Annotated in this window: 20 protein-coding genes and 1 tRNA gene; 12 read left to right on the top strand and 9 right to left on the bottom strand. The window is 61.3% G+C overall.

The window, feature by feature from the left end:
- Positions 1–25: 25 nt before the first annotated feature.
- Positions 26–925: a DMT family transporter gene (locus LJX93_RS08965; RefSeq protein ID WP_047581907.1), complete on the top strand. Its 900-nt coding sequence runs from the start codon at positions 26–28 to the stop codon at positions 923–925.
- Positions 926–1,188: 263 nt separating this feature from the next.
- Here LJX93_RS08965 and trbK read toward each other — a convergent pair whose 3' ends face one another.
- From trbK to sohB, 3 genes are all read right to left on the bottom strand, one after another.
- Positions 1,189–1,407 (bottom strand): entry exclusion lipoprotein TrbK, encoded by a 219-nt coding sequence (trbK, locus tag LJX93_RS08960; RefSeq protein WP_033696822.1) that lies wholly within the window; start codon positions 1,405–1,407, stop codon positions 1,189–1,191.
- Positions 1,408–1,717: 310 nt separating this feature from the next.
- Positions 1,718–1,791, bottom strand: a tRNA-Cys gene (locus LJX93_RS08955).
- A gap of 154 nt (positions 1,792–1,945) precedes the next feature.
- On the bottom strand, positions 1,946–2,965 hold the full coding sequence (sohB, locus tag LJX93_RS08950; protein WP_047581873.1) for a protease SohB: 1,020 nt from the start codon (positions 2,963–2,965) through the stop codon (positions 1,946–1,948).
- A gap of 198 nt (positions 2,966–3,163) precedes the next feature.
- On the opposite strand from sohB, the gene LJX93_RS08945 reads away from it, so the two are divergent.
- The 4 genes from LJX93_RS08945 (at position 3,164) to LJX93_RS08930 (ending at position 6,294) form a co-directional block, all read left to right on the top strand.
- On the top strand, positions 3,164–3,874 hold the full coding sequence (locus LJX93_RS08945; protein WP_033696819.1) for a histidine phosphatase family protein: 711 nt from the start codon (positions 3,164–3,166) through the stop codon (positions 3,872–3,874).
- 56 nt (positions 3,875–3,930) lie between these two features.
- The gene (locus tag LJX93_RS08940) at positions 3,931–4,248 is read left to right on the top strand and encodes an SCP2 sterol-binding domain-containing protein (protein WP_033696817.1); all 318 of its coding nucleotides are present in this window, start codon (positions 3,931–3,933) and stop codon (positions 4,246–4,248) included.
- Between the two features lie 187 nt (positions 4,249–4,435).
- On the top strand, positions 4,436–5,503 hold the full coding sequence (locus LJX93_RS08935) for a phosphotransferase family protein (protein WP_227696966.1): 1,068 nt from the start codon (positions 4,436–4,438) through the stop codon (positions 5,501–5,503).
- A 23-nt stretch (positions 5,504–5,526) separates the two neighbouring features.
- Complete coding sequence (locus LJX93_RS08930) at positions 5,527–6,294, top strand: SDR family oxidoreductase (protein WP_227696965.1); 768 nt, start codon at positions 5,527–5,529, stop codon at positions 6,292–6,294.
- Here LJX93_RS08930 and LJX93_RS08925 read toward each other — a convergent pair whose 3' ends face one another.
- Together LJX93_RS08925 and LJX93_RS08920 are read right to left on the bottom strand one after the other, a co-directional pair.
- On the bottom strand, positions 6,295–7,116 hold the full coding sequence (locus LJX93_RS08925) for a class I SAM-dependent methyltransferase (protein WP_033696814.1): 822 nt from the start codon (positions 7,114–7,116) through the stop codon (positions 6,295–6,297). It lies immediately after the preceding gene.
- A gap of 55 nt (positions 7,117–7,171) precedes the next feature.
- Positions 7,172–7,522 carry a hypothetical protein gene (locus LJX93_RS08920; RefSeq protein ID WP_227696964.1) on the bottom strand — a complete coding sequence of 117 codons (351 nt, stop codon included), beginning with the start codon at positions 7,520–7,522 and terminating at the stop codon, positions 7,172–7,174.
- A 114-nt stretch (positions 7,523–7,636) separates the two neighbouring features.
- Between LJX93_RS08920 and LJX93_RS08915 the strand changes: the two genes are divergently transcribed.
- Positions 7,637–7,939: an RcnB family protein gene (locus LJX93_RS08915; protein WP_033696812.1), complete on the top strand. Its 303-nt coding sequence runs from the start codon at positions 7,637–7,639 to the stop codon at positions 7,937–7,939.
- A gap of 10 nt (positions 7,940–7,949) precedes the next feature.
- On the opposite strand, the gene LJX93_RS08910 is transcribed toward LJX93_RS08915, so the two are convergent.
- Entirely contained in the window at positions 7,950–9,101 is a 1,152-nt protein-coding gene (locus LJX93_RS08910) for a GGDEF domain-containing protein (RefSeq protein WP_227696963.1), read from the bottom strand.
- 224 nt (positions 9,102–9,325) lie between these two features.
- On the opposite strand from LJX93_RS08910, the gene LJX93_RS08905 reads away from it, so the two are divergent.
- The 4 genes from LJX93_RS08905 (at position 9,326) to LJX93_RS08890 (ending at position 13,506) form a co-directional block, all read left to right on the top strand.
- The gene (locus LJX93_RS08905) at positions 9,326–9,514 is read left to right on the top strand and encodes a hypothetical protein (RefSeq protein WP_033696810.1); all 189 of its coding nucleotides are present in this window, start codon (positions 9,326–9,328) and stop codon (positions 9,512–9,514) included.
- A 74-nt stretch (positions 9,515–9,588) separates the two neighbouring features.
- The gene (locus tag LJX93_RS08900) at positions 9,589–9,975 is read left to right on the top strand and encodes a glycine zipper domain-containing protein (protein WP_033696807.1); all 387 of its coding nucleotides are present in this window, start codon (positions 9,589–9,591) and stop codon (positions 9,973–9,975) included.
- A gap of 138 nt (positions 9,976–10,113) precedes the next feature.
- Positions 10,114–11,943, top strand: coding sequence for an SLC13 family permease (locus LJX93_RS08895; RefSeq protein WP_033696806.1), 1,830 nt, complete (start codon positions 10,114–10,116; stop codon positions 11,941–11,943).
- 138 nt (positions 11,944–12,081) lie between these two features.
- Positions 12,082–13,506, top strand: coding sequence for a GGDEF domain-containing protein (locus LJX93_RS08890; RefSeq protein ID WP_227696961.1), 1,425 nt, complete (start codon positions 12,082–12,084; stop codon positions 13,504–13,506).
- Position 13,507: 1 nt separating this feature from the next.
- Here LJX93_RS08890 and LJX93_RS08885 read toward each other — a convergent pair whose 3' ends face one another.
- A complete protein-coding gene (locus LJX93_RS08885; protein WP_033696804.1) occupies positions 13,508–14,269 on the bottom strand; it encodes a sulfite exporter TauE/SafE family protein in 762 nt (253 codons plus the stop codon).
- Between the two features lie 98 nt (positions 14,270–14,367).
- Here LJX93_RS08885 and LJX93_RS08880 point away from each other — a divergent pair, with 98 nt between their 5' ends.
- Positions 14,368–15,273, top strand: a complete 906-nt coding sequence (locus tag LJX93_RS08880) for a LysR family transcriptional regulator (protein WP_033696803.1) — start codon at positions 14,368–14,370, stop codon at positions 15,271–15,273.
- A gap of 132 nt (positions 15,274–15,405) precedes the next feature.
- Here the strand turns inward: LJX93_RS08880 and LJX93_RS08875 are convergent, their stop codons facing one another.
- Positions 15,406–15,600, bottom strand: coding sequence for a hypothetical protein (locus LJX93_RS08875; RefSeq protein ID WP_033696802.1), 195 nt, complete (start codon positions 15,598–15,600; stop codon positions 15,406–15,408).
- 426 nt (positions 15,601–16,026) lie between these two features.
- Positions 16,027–16,380 carry an SH3 domain-containing protein gene (locus LJX93_RS08870; RefSeq protein WP_186663850.1) on the bottom strand — a complete coding sequence of 118 codons (354 nt, stop codon included), beginning with the start codon at positions 16,378–16,380 and terminating at the stop codon, positions 16,027–16,029.
- Positions 16,381–16,778: 398 nt separating this feature from the next.
- Between LJX93_RS08870 and LJX93_RS08865 the strand changes: the two genes are divergently transcribed.
- Entirely contained in the window at positions 16,779–16,964 is a 186-nt protein-coding gene (locus LJX93_RS08865; protein WP_033696800.1) for a hypothetical protein, read from the top strand.
- Positions 16,965–17,148: the final 184 nt, after the last annotated feature.

The raw sequence follows: 17,148 nt of genomic DNA, 5'->3' as shown, positions 1-17,148 counted from the left end.
GCATACATTAACAAGGAATGTACTGATGCAATCTCAATTCGGCAAAGGCGTCCTCTTTGCACTTTGCGCCGCTGCACTGAATGCAACAATCGGAGTATTCAGCAAGGTGCTGATGAACAGTGGGTTCAGCCCCAGCAGTATCGCCCTGATAAAGACCGTACTCGGCTGCCTACTGCTGTCAGTCTTGCTGCTATTCCTCAAGCGGCCCTGGCATACGGCTAAGTGGCTCCAGGCAGCCGTCTGCGCCTTTCTCGGCATTTTTGTGTTGTTCCACTTTGAAACCTCGGCCTATAACCATTACGCCGCAGCGGGCGTGGTGGTGATCCTGATGGCAAGTGCTTCCATTTCTTCGTTATTACTAGGCCGGATAGTCCTCAAGGACCCAATCACCGCCAACGCAGCGGTAGGTGCCGGATTGACGATAGCCGGTATTGCCGTGGTTTTTGGAGCAGACCTGGAACAAGGTTTTTCGCTGCAAGGCGCAGTGCTCGCGTCGATTGGAGGCTGCGGTTATGGCGCGTTTTCGGTTGCCATGAAGCGCATGGGCGTTTCTGGAGGACTGCATTTCACTCGGCAGCTATTGTTTTTCGGGAGTCTTTACCTGCTGATGCCGGCTGCAACCAATGGGTTCATCATGGGAGAGCTGTCACCGGTGGCGGTCATGGCTTTGGTGGCCCTGGCTGCATTGCCGACCATCCTCGGTTTCTTCTGCACCACCAAAGCCATCGAGTATTTAAAGCCATCACAAGTTCAGGCACTGGAACTGACTGAACCGCTGTTTGCCGCACTTCTGGCGTTCGTGGTCCTTAATGAGGTACCGCGAGACACGTTGTACTGGGGGGCCGGGCTCATCCTCACTGGACTGTGTTTCTCAAACGAATTGATCCGATTAGGCAAGAAGACAGCACAGCCGTCTGCGGTGTAATTCGCTTTTTGAGTCAGCACTCGGCGCACACACCAAGCGCATCTATCGCCGAACGGGTGAGCGCGTGTGCCCCACCACGCAATGGCCAGATTCGGAAACGATTGTTTTATTCGACCCACAAAGAAAAACCCCGCAGACGTTAATCTGCGGGGCTTTTGAATGTGCAGGCCGAGGTCGGAATCGAACCGGTGTAGACGGATTCACCCTCCCGGAAAACGAAAACGCCCCCTGATGAGGCGGCGATGACTGACGAAGGACGGGCGTTACCAGGTCTTCGGCTCTGACTTCTTGTACGAGCCACCGGTCATGCACTTTTCGACCAAGTCTTCCCGGGCCTTGTTGTCTGGAAGCGTTTTGAGGTAGTCCGGCTGGCAATGTTCGGCAGTGGGCTCGTAGGCGGCAGTATCGGCGGCTTCTTCTTTACAGCCGGCCAAGCCCATAGCGAGTGCAGCAGCGAGCATTGTAGTAAGGGTGCGCTTCATGAGGTTCCTTCCTGTGAAATGGACGGGCGTTATACCAAGGATCGAAATGCCCCGCAAAACGTGGCGTAGTGCCATTAGCCAGCCCCCTCCCCTATTCAACCATAACGCCTCACCAGAGATGGCGGCACCTGCATCATCAATTCCATGCGCAGGGACGATATGGAGCGCGTTTACCGCCGCGTCGGCGCCATCGCCAAGCCCTCAAAAGGCTGAAGTTTCGGAACTCCACCTCTGTAGTTTCGGAACCCCTGTCTTTTTCGACCCACAAAGAAAAACCCCGCAGACGTTAATCTGCGGGGCTTTCGAATAATGGAGGCCGAGGTCGGAATCGAACCGGCGTAGACGGATTTGCAATCCGGAGCATAACCACTTTGCTACTCGGCCTCAAAGTTTGGAGTTAGCCGCTTTCGCTTTGCTATCCCCTTGAAACACTGAACCTTTTTCAAAGTTCGCTGCGTTTCGATGGGCGCCATTATGTCTGCATTCAATGAACCTTGCAACCCCCTGAACAGAAAAAAATTTCAAGGGGTTCAAGGTGTTAGCGCAAGCGGCCGAGTTTGCTCCAAAGTCCCACCACGGTGTTCTCCACCGTGCCGCTGGCGGCCATGCCGATGCGTTCCTGCAGGCTCTTGCGCTCAGCAAAGTGCAAGTGGAACAGGTTGGCGTTGCGGGCGCGGTCGCTCAGGTATTCGTCGCTGGTCTGCAGCTCGTCCACCAGCTTGCGGTTAAGCGCTGCCACGCCCAGCCAGACTTCGCCGGTGGCCACTTCGTCCATGTGCAGCTGTGGCCGATAGCGGGCGACAAAATCCTTGAACAGCTGGTGGGTGATGTCCAGGTCTTCCTGGAACTTCTCCCTGCCCTTCTCGGTGTTTTCACCGAACACCGTGAGGGTGCGCTTGTATTCGCCGGCGGTGAGCACCTCGAAATCAATGTTGTGCTTCTTCAGCAGACGATTGACGTTGGGCAGTTGCGCCACCACACCAATCGAACCCAACACGGCAAAGGGTGCGCTGACAATCTTCTCGCCAATGCAGGCCATCATGTAACCACCGCTGGCAGCCACCTTGTCGATGCACACGGTCAGCGGGATGCCTGCCTGGCGAATACGCGCCAGTTGCGAAGCGGCCAGGCCATAGCTGTGCACCAGGCCACCGCCGCTTTCGAGCCGCAGCACCACCTCGTCACGCGGGGTGGCGAGGGTCAGCAGGGCGGTGATCTCGTTGCGCAGGCTCTCGGTGGCCGAGGCTTTGATGTCGCCATCGAAATCGATCACGAAGACCCGGCTCTTTTCTTCAGCCTTGGCTTTTTTCTGCTGTTTTTCCGCCTTTGCCTGCTGCTTGCGCAAGGCCTTGAGCTGGGCCTTGTCGAGCAAACCCGACTCCAGGCGCTCGCGCAGCTCTTTATAGAACTCGTTCAGGCGCGTGACCTGCAGTTGCCCGCCCGGTTTGCGCCGCCCTTTGCCGCGCAAACCGGCAATGGCCGACAACACCACCAGGATGGCAATCACCAAGGTGGCGGTTTTAGCGAGAAAGCTTGCGTATTCGGCAAGAAACTCCACGTTGACTCCTTCAAAGACTGGCGCCAGTTCAGCGCGTAACTGCTACAAGCATACCGGTGCGCCTGAGGCGCTGCTAGCCGGTGTAAACGCTGGCAACACAGTTCAAACAACCTTTTCAAACGCTTGTATGTTTTTTCGTTGACAGCCTGTGTGGCACATCCTAACCTCGCAGCAACCTCCAACAGGCCGGATACCTTCGTGGGCAACCTCTACCTGATCCGACATGGCCAAGCCTCCTTTGGTGCCGAAGACTACGACGTCCTCTCAGCCGTCGGTGTGCGTCAGAGCCAGGCCCTGGGCGAACACCTGGCTCAGCTCGGTGTGCGGCTGGATCGTTGCGTGGCCGGCGACCTGCGCCGTCAGCAGGATACCGCACGCCTGGCGTTGGAGGCCTTGCACGCCAGCGGCTGCGCGGTACCGGCTGTCGAGACCGACGCGGCGTTCAATGAATTCGATGCCGACGGGGTGATCCACGCCCTGCTGCCGGGGCTGATGGAGCACGAACCCAACGCCCTGCACATCTTGCGCAATGGCGCGCAGCACCGCAGTGAATTCCAGCGCCTGTTCGCCTTGATGGTGCAGCGCTGGCACGATGGCGAGCATGCCGACGACGGCCTGGAGACCTGGCAGGCCTTCACCGCCCGCGTCCAGAAGGGCTTGCAACGTGTGCTCGAAGCCGCAGGCAGTGGCGACAACATCGCCATCTTCACCTCCGGCGGCACCATCGCCGCCCTGCTCCACCTGGTCACCTGCATTACCCCCAGCCAGGCTTTCGCACTGAACTGGCAAATTATCAACACGTCGCTCAGCCAGCTGAAGTTCCGCGGCCGCGACGTGGCACTGGCTTCCTTCAACAGCCAAGCCCATGTGCAGCTGTTGAGGGCGCCGGAGCTCATTACCTACCGATGAGCCCGGCTTGTTGTGTCCCTGCGGGGACGTGAAAATCACTCTATAAGGAATGCGCCATGACCTCCGTAGCTGATGCCGTTAAGAAGATGCAAGAGAAGTTCAACCCAGCCGCTGCCGCCGGCCTGGACCTGGTGTTCGGCTTCGACATCACCGACGAAGGCAAAAAGTACGCGCTGATCGTCAAGGACGGTGCCTGCGACATCCAGGAAGGCGAGAACCCAGACGCCAACTGCACCCTGGTGCTGGACAGCGAGACCCTCAAGGGTATCGTCAGTGGCGAGACCGACGGCATGCAGGCCTTCATGGGCGGCAAGCTGCGCGTCGAGGGCGACATGATGCTGTCGATGAAACTGAGCGAGCTGTTCCCTTCCTGAGTGACGGGCACGCCGAGCGATGAAAAAACCGAAGCCTGACCGGCTTCGGTTTTTTTTTGCCCACCCCATCAAGGCGATTGATCCACCTGCAACACCCTTGTCTATATGACTACTAGGACGCTTGTTCCAGTTCCCGCAGGCCATTAAATTAGCCAATAGTCCTTGCGATCGATAATAAGGAAAACGCATGACGCTCACCGATCAGTCCACCCAGGTACGCCCCGGCGAAGAACTCGACGCGGCCGTCATCGACCCTTATCTCAAGGCCCATATCACCGGCCTGGCGGGTTTGCCGAGCATCAGCCAGTTCCCTGGCGGCGCCTCCAACCTCACCTACCTGGTCAGCTACCCGGGCCGCGACTTTGTACTGCGCCGGCCGCCGTTCGGCCACAAGGCCAAGTCGGCCCACGACATGGGCCGCGAGTTCCGCATTCTCAACCAGCTCAACGATGGCTTCCCGTACTGCCCCAAGGCGTACGTGCACTGCACCGACGAGCACCTGATAGGCGGCGAGTTCTACGTGATGGAGCGGGTCAAGGGCATCATCCTGCGCTCGGACATCCCCGCTAAACTCAACTTTGACGCCGCCAAGACCGAAGCCCTGTGCAAAAGCTTCATCGACCGCCTGGTGGAACTGCACCAAGTCGATTACCAGGCCTGCGGGCTGGCCGACCTAGGCAAGCCGGAAGGCTATGTGCAGCGCCAGGTCGAGGGCTGGACCAGCCGCTATGCAAAAGCCATCACCGAGGATGCGCCACGCTGGGAGCAGGTCATCGCCTGGCTGCACGAGCAGATGCCCGCCGACCATCCGCGCCCCGGCATCGTTCATAACGACTACCGCTTCGACAACGTGATCCTCGATGCCGACAACCCGATGCGCATCATCGGCGTGCTGGATTGGGAGATGGCCACGATTGGCGACCCGCTGATGGACCTGGGCAACAGCCTGGCCTACTGGATCGAAGCGGGTGACCCGGCGCCGATGCAACTGATGCGCCGCCAACCCAGCAACGCCCCTGGGATGCTGAGCCGTCGCCAGTTCGTCGATTACTACGCCGAGCGCTCCGGTATCCGCCTGGACAACTTCGATTACTACTATTGCTATGGCCTGTTCCGCCTCGCCGGCATCGTGCAACAGATCTACTACCGCTACTACCACGGCCAGACCCAGGACAAGCGCTTCGCTCAGTTCATCCACATGAACCGGCTGCTGGAGCAGATGGCCTTGAAGGTCATCGCCAGCACCACGCTCTGACGACAGACAACAAGGAAAACAGCATGTCCAAGACCCACTTGTTCGACCTTGACGGCAAGATCGCCTTCGTTTCCGGCGCCAGCCGCGGCATCGGTGAAGCCATTGCCCACCTGCTGGCCCAGCAGGGCGCCCACGTGATCGTCTCCAGCCGCAAGCTGGACGGCTGCCAGCAGGTCGCCGAGGCGATCATTGCCGCCGGGGGCAAGGCAACTGCAGTGGCCTGCCACATCGGCAAGATGGAGCAGATCCAGCAGGTGTTCGCCGGTATCCGCGAACAGTTCGGGCGCCTGGATATCCTGGTCAACAACGCCGCCACCAACCCGCAGTTCTGCAACGTGCTGGACACCGACCTGAACGCCTTCCAGAAGACCGTGGACGTCAACATTCGTGGTTACTTCTTCATGTCGGTGGAAGCCGGCAAGCTGATGCGCGAACACGGCGGCGGCAGCATCATCAATGTGGCGTCGATCAACGGCGTCTCGCCGGGGCATTTCCAGGGCATCTATTCGGTGACCAAGGCGGCGGTGATCAACATGACCAAGGTCTTCGCCAAGGAATGCGCGCAGTTCGGCATCCGCTGCAATGCGCTGCTGCCAGGCCTGACTGACACCAAGTTCGCCTCGGCACTGGTGAAGAACGACGCCATCCTCAACGCCGCCCTGCAGCAGATCCCGCTCAAGCGCGTGGCCGACCCCAAGGAAATGGCCGGCGCGGTGCTGTACCTGGCCAGCGATGCCTCCAGCTACACCACCGGCACCGCACTCAACGTCGACGGCGGTTACCTGTCCTGATCAGGCCTTGATTGCCTGCAGGGTGTAGCTCAAAGGCAGGCGTGACGGCTGCTGGCGCAAGCGCCACTCGCCGTCGGCACCTTTGTCCATCTGGCCCGGCAGCGCCTCCCAAGGGATGCTCTGGTGCTCGACCAGAGCTGTCAGTTGCAGCCCATGCGCCAGCAACGCACTGATCACCTCGCCCAGGCCGTGGTTCCACTCATGGGTCTCGGTATGGACCAGGCGCTGATCGGTTTCGACGTATGTCTGGTCGTTATGCCAGACCGTCGGAGTGTCGTGCTCGAAGTACGGATACTCGATCAACAGGCGGTCCTGATGGTCTTCGTTGACCGCCATCAGCATCGGGTGGCCATCGCGCAGGAACAACCGCCCACCCGGTTTGAGCAGGGCTGCCACCGTACGCGCCCACGGTTCGATGTGGGGCAGCCAGCAGAGTGCGCCGATGCCGGTATAGACCAGGTCGAAGCTACCTGCGGGCAACACCTGGTCGGCGGCATAGACATCCGATTCCACATAGTCGATCGGCACCGCGCAGCGCTCGGCGAGTGCCCGCGCCTCGGCCAGCGAAGCCCCGGAGTAATCCAGGCCGCAGACCTTCGCGCCCAGGCGGGCGAGCGAGAGGGTATCGGTACCGATGTGGCACTGCAGGTGAACGGTGTTGAACCCGCTGATATCGCCTAGCAACGGCAGGTCGAAGCGAACGGTTTCGGAAAGATGCGCAGGGTGCTCGACGAGCCGTTCGACCTCATAGTCTTTCGAGGCCGCATGCAAGGGGGCTCGTTCGTCCCAACTGCTGCGGTTGAGTTGCAGTGATCGGTCCATGCTTACGTCCTTGTCTACGTGTCGTGTCTCGGCAGCCCTGGTCAGGCCTTCATCATTACAGGCAGGTCGCCGCCGCCGCGCGCCGTTGCAGGGCCACACTGTCATTGTTTTGCGCGTAGTAGTCGACCCGCGTTCCGTCTGCTTGCGGATAGATATCCACGAACGCTTCGGCATCGCGGGTATACACCGTGAAACCACCCAGCTTGCGCGGCTCTAGGTAGCCACTGACATCGACCCCGAACACCGCCTCTTCCTGCCAGCTGAACTGGATGCACTGGGCTACCAGCGCGGGCGCCTTGTGCGAATCGAGCTGCGCGGTCGGCTTGCCGCCACGTGCCGTTTCCATGGTCGCAGAAGCACAACCGACCAGCATCAGTATCGCGGCCATCGGCAGAATTGCTCGCATGTTCAACCCTCAGGGCAAAAAAGAAGGCGACTCTAGCACTGGCAGGCACCGCGAGTGAATTGTTGGCGGCACGCCGCTGTCGCAGTAAGGACATGCCGTCACAAGGAAACCGCCATGAAACTGCATCACCTGCTGCCTTCACTGCTGCTCGCCGCCCTGCCCTGCCTACCGCTGGCCGCCTCTGCCGCGCCCTCGGCCGAAGAGAGCATCACCGGGCCGGAAACCCACAACCGCGAACTCAAGGTAGGTGATAAGGCCCCCGACCAATACAAACGCGATGACCAGACGGTAAAAGACTGGAAAACCAAAGGTCTGCCGGCCCCCGAAAAGGAAAGCCACTGGGTGCGCATGGGCGAGCACTATGTGCTGGTGCAGATCACCAATGGTGTGGTCCTGGCCATCCACCCCGCGTCCTGACCCTGCCGAGCTACACACAGGCCGCCATGTGCACCGTGTTGCGCCCGGCGGCCTTGGCCTGGTACAGCGCTGCATCGGCCTGAGCAAGCAGGCTGGCAGTGTTGTCGTTGGCGCCGGGCACACTGCACCACAATCCGACACTGAAACGCAGCTCGATTTCATCGCTGGCAAAGCGTGCGGGGCTGCGGGCAATGGCCTCACGCAAGCCCTGCAGCGCCGCCATTGCGCCAACGCGGTCGGTTTCGGGCAACAGCAGCAAAAATTCCTCGCCGCCATAGCGGCCCAGGCTGTCTCCCTGGCGCAAGCGTTGCTGCAACTGGCGCACGCAATGGCACAGGACCTCGTCACCGGCCAGGTGCCCGTACAGGTCGTTGATGCGTTTGAAGTGGTCGATGTCGATCATGGCCACGGCCAGGCTGCTCTGCGCGTCCCGGGCGCGGTCCAGCTCGACGACGAAGCGCTCGAGGATCGCCCGGCGATTGTATGTACCCGTGAGCACATCGCGCAGGGCCAGGTGCTGCAGGCGTGATTCGCTGCGTTCCTTGGCCATCAGCACCAGCCCGATCGAATACATCATCACCGTGGCAGTGCCGATCGCCACCGAAATGCTTTGCTTGAGGTTACTGGTGTCGTAGCGCATTTCCACGGCCGTGCCATTGGCCACAGCCACGGCGCGCATGCCCAGCCCGACCAGGCTGATCAGCGCACCGATCTGCAGCAGCAGGTGCGCCCTGCCCGGCCGCTCGACGTAACGCCGCGCCCAATACAGGATCATCGAACACTGCAGCATCAGCACCAGCGTCGCCAGCAACATGCGGGGCTCAAGGGTATCGAGCAGCAGCATCAGCCCCACCAGCATGACGGCGGGAATGACGAAGATCATCCGCCACGGGATCACTTGCTCGCGCACCCGGAACAGGCTGGCCGAATAGAACGCCAAGGCCAGGGACAGCAAGCTGTTGCCCAGGCCATAGCTCACCCATAACGGCGCTTGGGCATAGAGCGTGTAGCACACATAGGCCAAGGCATGCACCAGCAGCCCGCAACCGGTCAGCATCAGGTTGTCGCGGCGGTTGCTGCGCCCGACCAGCAGCAGGCAGAAGGCCAGAATGGTTGCAACCAGGGCAACGGCGGCGAACAACGTGGGGGTGTGGGCGATCATCGTGATTCACCGTGTGGCAGTTTGCCGTCTTGGCTGCGGCTTGCTGTGCAGTTTAGTGGCCGACCCGCGGCTCGGCCATGACCGAGCGGGACAGAACAGCAGCCGGCAGGCACGCCGCTGATCGCGCGCCTGACAAAATTTTGCCTGCCAAGGAAACCAAATGGACCGTTCCCAGTCTCAGGAAGTGCCCCGTAAACCTTTGCGGATCAAGGACCTATATCGTGATGACCCGCCTTGCAAGCTTCTCGTTGGTTGCCGCCATCCTGCTGACCGCTGGTTGCCACAGCCATCGCTACCATGACGACGACGATGGCTGGCGTGATCGCGACCGTGGCCAGCGCCACCATCATCGGCATGACCGCGATGATGACGATGACAATCGTCAATACCGCGGTGACCGCTACTACCGCTGAAGCGTCTTTGCACCCCTGACCCGCCGCCCGTTGCGCGGCACCTTAACCTGATGATTCCTTTTGAGGTTCGTACCATGCGTCTGACTCTACCTTCCCTTGCTCTCGGCCTGCTGCTGTGCCAGGGCGCTTTCGCCGGTGACGGTACCGCCGCCATTGGCGGTGGCCTGGGTGGTGTACTGGGTAACGTTGTCGGTCAACAGATCGGCGGCAGCACCGGCGCTGCGATTGGTGCCGGTGTCGGCGGCGCGGCCGGCAGTGCGGTAGGCGCACGCAAGGGCAATCGCACCGAAGCCGCCATCGGCGGTGGCCTGGGTTCGGCGGGTGGTTCGCTGCTGGGCGGCAAGGTCGGTGGCTCTGCCGGTTCGACCATCGGTGCCGGCCTGGGCGGTGCTGCAGGGGGTGCCATCGGCAACCACCTGGGCGACAACAACGGCAAGAAGCACCGCCGTCACCGTCACTGATCCCGGTGACCAAGGGGCTGCTCGGCAGCCCCTTTTGCTTGTGAAACCCTGCAACACGTCAACATACACTTCACCGCAAGCTGGCACACTGGCTGCTACTGTCTACCGTGCCCCCGTGTGAAGGAACACCCCCTCCCCATGAACCAAGAGCTGCTCTGGGTCCTCGGCCTGCTGGCCATCGTCGTCGTCCTCTTCATCATCAACCGCCCGCGCATGGACGTGGTCGCGCTGATGGTGATTCTCGCCCTGCCGTTATCGGGCATCCTTACCGTGGAACAGGCCCTGGCCGGCTTCAGCGACCCCAATGTGGTGCTGATCGCGGCCCTGTTCGTGATCGGCGAAGGCCTGGTACGCACCGGCATTGCCTACCGCATTGGCGAGTGGATGAGCGAGCGGGCCGGCAACAGTGAAGTGCGCCTGCTGGTATTGCTGATGGTGGCGGTAGCGGGGTTGGGCTCGGTGATGAGCTCGACCGGGGTGGTGGCGATCTTCATACCGGTGGTGCTGAGCATCGCCGCGCGCCTCAAACTGTCACCCAGCCGCCTGATGATGCCCTTGAGCTTCGCCGGCCTGATCAGCGGCATGCTCAGCCTGGTGGCCACGCCCCCCAACGTGGTGGTGCACAGTGAACTGGTGCGCCATGGCGAGCAGGGCTTCAACTTCTTCAGCTTTACCCCGTTCGGCCTGGTGGTGCTGGTGCTGGGCATCGGCTACATGCTGCTGACGCGCCACTGGCTCAATGGTGAAGTGCGCAAGGACGGCCGCGTGGAAACCCGCCGTACGCTGCTCGACCTGGTGCTGGACTACAAGCTCAACGGCCGCGAGCGGCGCCTGCGCATCCGCCCCCACTCGCCGCTGATCGGCCATACCCTGGGCGAGCTGGAGCTGCGCACCCGGCATGGCGCCAACGTGATCGGCATCGAACGCCAGCACAAGTTCACCACGCGGGTCATCGCGGCCGACTCCAACACCGTGCTGCACCAAGGTGACGTGCTGTTGCTCGACCTGTTCGCCAACCGCGACGACCTGCGCAGCCTGTGCCAGACCATGCAACTGGAACCCCTGCACTTCAAGGCGGCGTACTTCATCGACCAGTCCCAGGAGCTGGGCATGGCCGAAGTGTCGCTGCCCCCCGGCTCGCAGTTGGTCGGCAAGAGCATCCTCGAGCTGGCGTTCCGTAGCCGTTTCGGCCTCAACGTGGTGGGTTTGCGCCGTGAACAGGCCGCCATCGAAGAGCAATTGGTGGAAGAAAAGCTGCGCCTGGGCGATACGCTGCTGGTGGTAGGCCCCTGGAAAGCCGTGCGTCAACTGCAAAGCAACCCCCACGACTTTTTAGTGTTGAGCCTGCCCGCCGAAGTCGATCAGGTCGCCCCGGCCCGCAGGCGCGCACCGCAGGCCTTGCTGAGCCTGGCGGTGATGGTCGGCCTGATGGTCAGCGGCGCGGTGCCCAATGTCATCGCCGCCTTGATCGGCTGCCTGTTGATGGGCGCGGGCCGCTGCATCGACATGAACAGCGCTTACCGGGCCATCCATTGGCAGAGCTTGGTACTGATCGTCGGTATGCTGCCCTTTGCCCTGGCCCTGCAGAAAACCGGCGGTATCGACCTGGCAGTGACCGGCCTGGTCAGCTTGCTCGGCGACGCCGGACCGAGGGCCATTCTGGCCTGCCTGTTTGCCGTGACCGCGGTGATCGGCCTATTCATCTCCAACACCGCCACCGCCGTGCTGATGGCACCGGTAGCAATCAGCACCGCCACCCAGTTGGGCATGTCGCCCTACCCGTTCGCCATGACTGTGGCCCTCGCCGCATCGGCAGCGTTCATGACGCCCGTCTCGTCACCCGTCAACACCCTGGTGCTCGGGCCTGGGCAGTACCGCTTCGGTGACTTCGTCAAAGTCGGCGTCCCTTTTACCTTGCTGGTGATGCTGGTCACCGTACTGATGGTGCCGTGGTTCTTCGGCTTGTGATGAAATCGACAGGGAGTGCAGGCAATTTGCTATTATCCAGCCGGATCGCGGCAGATTGACACCCACTGCCCTGTGGAAACACACTGATACGTAATTGCCCCAGGTGCTTCAAGGCGTTGTCCTGGATTTCGTTTCCGCTTGCCGGTCGAGTTCATGGTTTTTCCAGCCCAATCGCGCTTGTTGTCCTACGTCGCTCTGCTTTGCCTGACCTTTGCCTTGACCCTGGGCGGCATCCTGGCACGCCCGATCGAGTCCCTGTCGCTGTTCTGGCCAGTCAATGCGGTACTGGTCGGCGTGCTGTTGCGTTACCCCCGTCAGGCCAATGCCCTTGGTTTCACACTGGTGTGGCTGGCCATGGTGGCGGCCGACCTGCTGTGCGGCAGCGATTGGATGCCGGCCTTGTGGTTCAACCTGTGCAACCTCGGCATGGTGTTCAGCGTGTGGCAGTTGCTGGCACGCGTGCCGCGCCTGCACCGCCGCATGCGCAGCCCGCATGGCGTGCTCAGCGTGTTTGCCGCTTGCGCGGCCGGTGCCATGGTCGCGGCGAGCCTGGCCTCGGTCATGGCCGCCCCCTGGTTCGAGCAATCCCTGCCGGCCACCTGGTTGGCCTGGTTCAGCGAACAGTTCTCGACCGGCGTACTGGTGCTGCCAGTGCTGCTGACCGCCCCCTCGGTACGCGCCCTGATGCGCAGCGGCGCCCAGCCGGTACGTTTGCCGCCCCTGCTGGTGCTGCTTGCTTCGCTGGCCTTCAGCATTGCCTTTGGTGGGCCAGGCGCCATTGCCTTCCCCATTGCCGCACTGTTGTGGTGTGCCTGGACTTACCCGCCGTTTCTGGTCTCGCTGCTGACGCTCACCGCTGGCAGCACGCTGATCGTCGCGGTCGCACAAAACCTCATGCACTTCAGCGTGCCGCAAAGCGAACCGGGGGTCACTACGCTGATGTCGGCGCGCCTGGGCATCGCCATGCTGGTGCTCGGCCCGCTGGTGGTGGCCTGTGTCAGCCAGGCCAACCGCAGCCTGCTGGCGCGCCTGGCGCATCAGGCCACCATCGATCACCTGACCGGTGTACTGACCCGCAGCGCGTTCACCCGCCGTGCCAACGCCCTGCTCGACAGCCGCCAGCAACACGGCCCGGCACTGCCGCTGACCTTGATGATGCTGGACATCGACCATTTCAAAGCGATCAATGACGCGCATGGCCACGCGGTCGGTGACAAAGTGCTGCGCCAGTTCGCCCGCACCCTGCAAGACCAGTTGCACGAAGGGCAGCTGTTCGCACGCATGGGCGGCGAGGAGTTTGTCGTGGTCCTCCCGGGCCTTGCGCCGGAGCGTGCCAAATTCACCGCCGAACGCCTGCGCCGGGCGGTGCAGGACCTGCATGTGGTGCAGGCCGACCATCGCCTGCAGATTACCGTGAGTATCGGCCTGGACGGCTGCGCCGCCGAGACCCCGGCACCGAGCCTGGACGAACTGCTGGCGCGCGCCGACCAGGCGCTGTACCGGGCCAAGGCCCATGGCCGCAACCGTGTCGAACAGGCCGAGGCACAGCGCCAGGTGGTCTGACTCACCCGGCCAGCAAGTCCCAGGACAGCTTGGCGATCAGTACGCACAGCAAAATCAGGAACAGCCCGCGCACGAACCCTGCCCCCTTGCGCACCGCCAGCCAGGTGCCGGTCAAAGCGCCGAGAATGTTGCATGCCGCCATCGGCAAGGCGATGGCGTACAACACGTTGCCCGACGGCACGAAGAACACCAGCGCCGCCAGGTTGGTCGCGATGTTCACCACCTTGGCCGAAGCCGAGGCATGCAGGAAGTCCAGGGCGAAGAAGCGAATGAACAGGAAGATCAGGAAGCTGCCGGTGCCTGGCCCGAACAGCCCATCGTAGAAACCGATCGCGCCGCCGATCAGCACCGCCAGGCACTGCTCCTTGCGACCGATCTGCGTGGGCTTGTGCAAGGTGCCGAAGTCCTTCTTGCAGAATGTGTAGATCGCCATCAGGACGATCATCACCAGCACTGCCGGGCGCATCACGCTGGGCGGCACCAGCGATACTGTGGCGGCGCCGACGAACGACATGACGAAGGCACTGAGCGCTGCGGGCACAATCAGCCCCCAGTCCAGCGTGACCTTGCGAATGAACGAGCGCGCCGCAAAGGCCGTACCACACACCGAGGCCAGCTTGTTGGTGCCCAGCAAGGCCGCCGGTTGCGCGGTGGGCAGCACGTTGAACAACGCCGGAATCTGAATCAGCCCACCACCGCCCACGGCGGCGTCGATCAAACCGGCGGCAAAGGCGAATACAGAAAGTACGGCGATATCCATCATGATACAGCTCCAGGCAGTGAGTCAGCCTGCAAGGCTAATCAAAGTGCCGCACTTGTGTTGAAATGCCACATTGCGAAAACTGCAACGAGGGCTAGGCAATGGCATTGGACATGCTGCGGGAGATTCAGGCGTTCGTCAGTGTGGCGCACAAGCGCAGCTTCGTTGCCGCAGCGCGCGCCCTGGGCCGCTCACCCAGTGCAGTGACGCGTGCGGTGCAAACTCTGGAAGACAATGCCGGCAGCAAACTGCTCAACCGCAACGCCAATGCCGTGACCCTCACCGAAGCCGGCGAGCGCTTGTTGCCCCATGCCGAACGCTTGCTGGATGCGCAACGTGATGCAGCCGATGAGCTGGCCGCGCTCAGCGGCAGTACGCAAGGCTGGATCCGTTTTGCCGTGCCGCAATTGCTCGCTGAACATGTGCTGCCACGGGTACTTGCCGCGTTTTCCCAACGCCATCCACAAGTGACCCTGGACGTTCAGTACAGCGATGCCGCCCTGGACCCACTGCTGGACAAATTCGACTTCGTGGTGCGCGGTGCCTTTCCGCAATCCAGCGAGCTGATCGGCTATCCGCTGTGGAGCTACCGCCGCCATCTCTATGCAAGCCCAGGTTACCTGGCCATGGCGGGCAACCCGCAACACCCCGATCAGTTGGAAGACCACGCACTGATTCTGCATACCGCCCCGCGCATACTCAAAGCCTGGCACTTCTGCCGTGATGGCCAGATCACCAGCCTGCGCCCGACGCCACGGCTTCGCCTGGATTCGGGCGATGCGGTGTACCACAGCGCCTTGGCAGGGGGCGGTATCGCGCGCCTGGCAGCCTGGGTTGGCGAAGCCCAGGTCGAAGCCGGGCGCCTGGTGCGGGTGTGCCCGCAATACCACTTGACTTCAAGCACAGGCCAGGACCCGCAAATGCACGCGGTCTACCCCGCTGGCGAGTTGCCCGCACGGGTGCGTGAGCTGTTGCAGGCCCTGCGCCGCGCCGGGCTGTCGGCCTGACCCAAGCACCCGAAAAGGACTGTTCAAATTCTGCTCAATTTAACAGAGCCCGCTTCCGGCTTGGCTTACAGCATTTTATCCACAGACCTACCCACGTTTTTTGTGGACAGATTTCCCAGCGCAAAGAACGACTTATCGCACATGCAGCAACGCCGAATTGGCCAGCTTGACCAGTTTGATCCATTCGAGGGTGCTGATCACTCCCGACTGTTCCAGCACGCCGGCACTGCGTAGCGCCTCATCGTAGCCCTCCTCGTCGAGGGAGCCTTCAGCGAGAAAACGGCAACGCCACTCCAGCATGGCTGAAGTGCCTTTCTTGCATTCCATGTATGTTCGACTCCAAGGCAAAAGACCGGCCCGTCCATGCGGGCCGTATGACGGCGGCGGGAGACTACACGAGCCATTTGCACTTGAGAATGACTTGCAGCTACCGCTGGTCCAGCGATAGCGATCGGGCGGGGTTGGCGAAGGGCGCGCACGTGCGGGCCCATCTGGCGAATCAGACGGGCCGCAGAGGGGGAAGTGTGGTGAATGTCAGCTTGGCGGGATGGTGCCTAAAAGACCTATCAGAATGGTCAGGAGCAGAAAACCACCCAGGAACAGCGTCAGCTTGCCCATCGGAACCTCTACAGTGTGATGCGGGGATGGGCATATTGTCTTACTTGGCCTGATACGGTTACAGATTCAGGTTTGCAGAAAAAAAGCAGATCAGATGCACCGCAGGTGCGCTACATTTCGTCGAAACAAGTTGAATCAACTCAGTTGCTTGAGCTTCTCTGCTGGCAACCAGCCCAGCTCGCCATCGCCTTGGCGCCGGCACCATATCCAACCATTGAGCGGGCGAAGTATCTGCACCAACTGCCCCGGGTCGGCGTCCAGTTCATGGGCCGAGTAGTCATCAAGCGCCCTGCCCCGCCCCACGCTGATCGGCTCGATGAGCTGGGCCGGCACCCAGCCCGGTTCCTGGCCGGTGCACGAGCACAGGTACCAGTCCTGCCAACCCGGCTCCCCCTCATAACGCGGGCCGATATCCAGCAGCGTGCCCTTGACGAAACGAAGCGGGTGCGGGTATTCGCTGCGGTGGGGCTCGATCACGATGTAATGCATACGCCTCTCCTTGGCCAGGGAAATCAGGGATCGTAGCAGATGCTGTCTGATATGCATTTGCTCAAGCCGCGGCCCATTAACCTCGCCAGCGGCCCGCTTCAGGGCCTTAATTGCTACACAAGATTTCGAAGCTCACGGCGCGCCTGCTACAGATCACTGTAACTGATGACGCTATCGAACTCGCTTCAATACCCGTCAATCCGCGGTATTGAGCGCCATCTGAAACACACTTCTTGAAATGGTCAGATTCAAGATTTGTAGGATTTTATCCTGTGATTCGTAGGACAACTCTAGGCAGCAACGTCGCCCTGTATGAAACATCAGTTTCATCGGCAAAATCGAGCTGATACGGTCCAGTTTTCCTACAACGGCACGGACGCCTACCGCATGAGAAAAGCATGGACCCGTTCGACTCCTCAGCCCTGAAACTACAGAAAAACCTGCTGACACTGCGCCGGGCGCGTGACCGCCTCAGGCAGGAAGGCAATGACAAGGAAGCGGATCAGCTTGCGCAACAGATCGCGCGAATCGAGGCGGTGTTGAGCAATATGCAAGGTACGATCAGACCGCCAACATTGCAGTGAGCCCAAGCATTTTCGTGTACGGCGGGTGCGCGCCCTTGGCGAACATTGGTCAAAGGTGCGTCGGTCATGCCTGCGCCTGCCCCGTAGGCTCTCGGTAACTGGCGCAAAAGTAACCCTGCGAAAGGTTCAGCCAGGCAAAGATGACCAAGCCTCACGACGCGAATTGTGTACCCTGTACGCCTTA

Origin of the sequence: Pseudomonas sp. HN2-3 (genome assembly GCF_020691745.1) — a bacterium.
Classification (GTDB): domain Bacteria; phylum Pseudomonadota; class Gammaproteobacteria; order Pseudomonadales; family Pseudomonadaceae; genus Aquipseudomonas; species Aquipseudomonas capeferrum.
The sequence above is the reverse complement of the archived record's forward strand: the minus strand, read 5'-3'. Positions and strand labels throughout refer to the sequence as shown.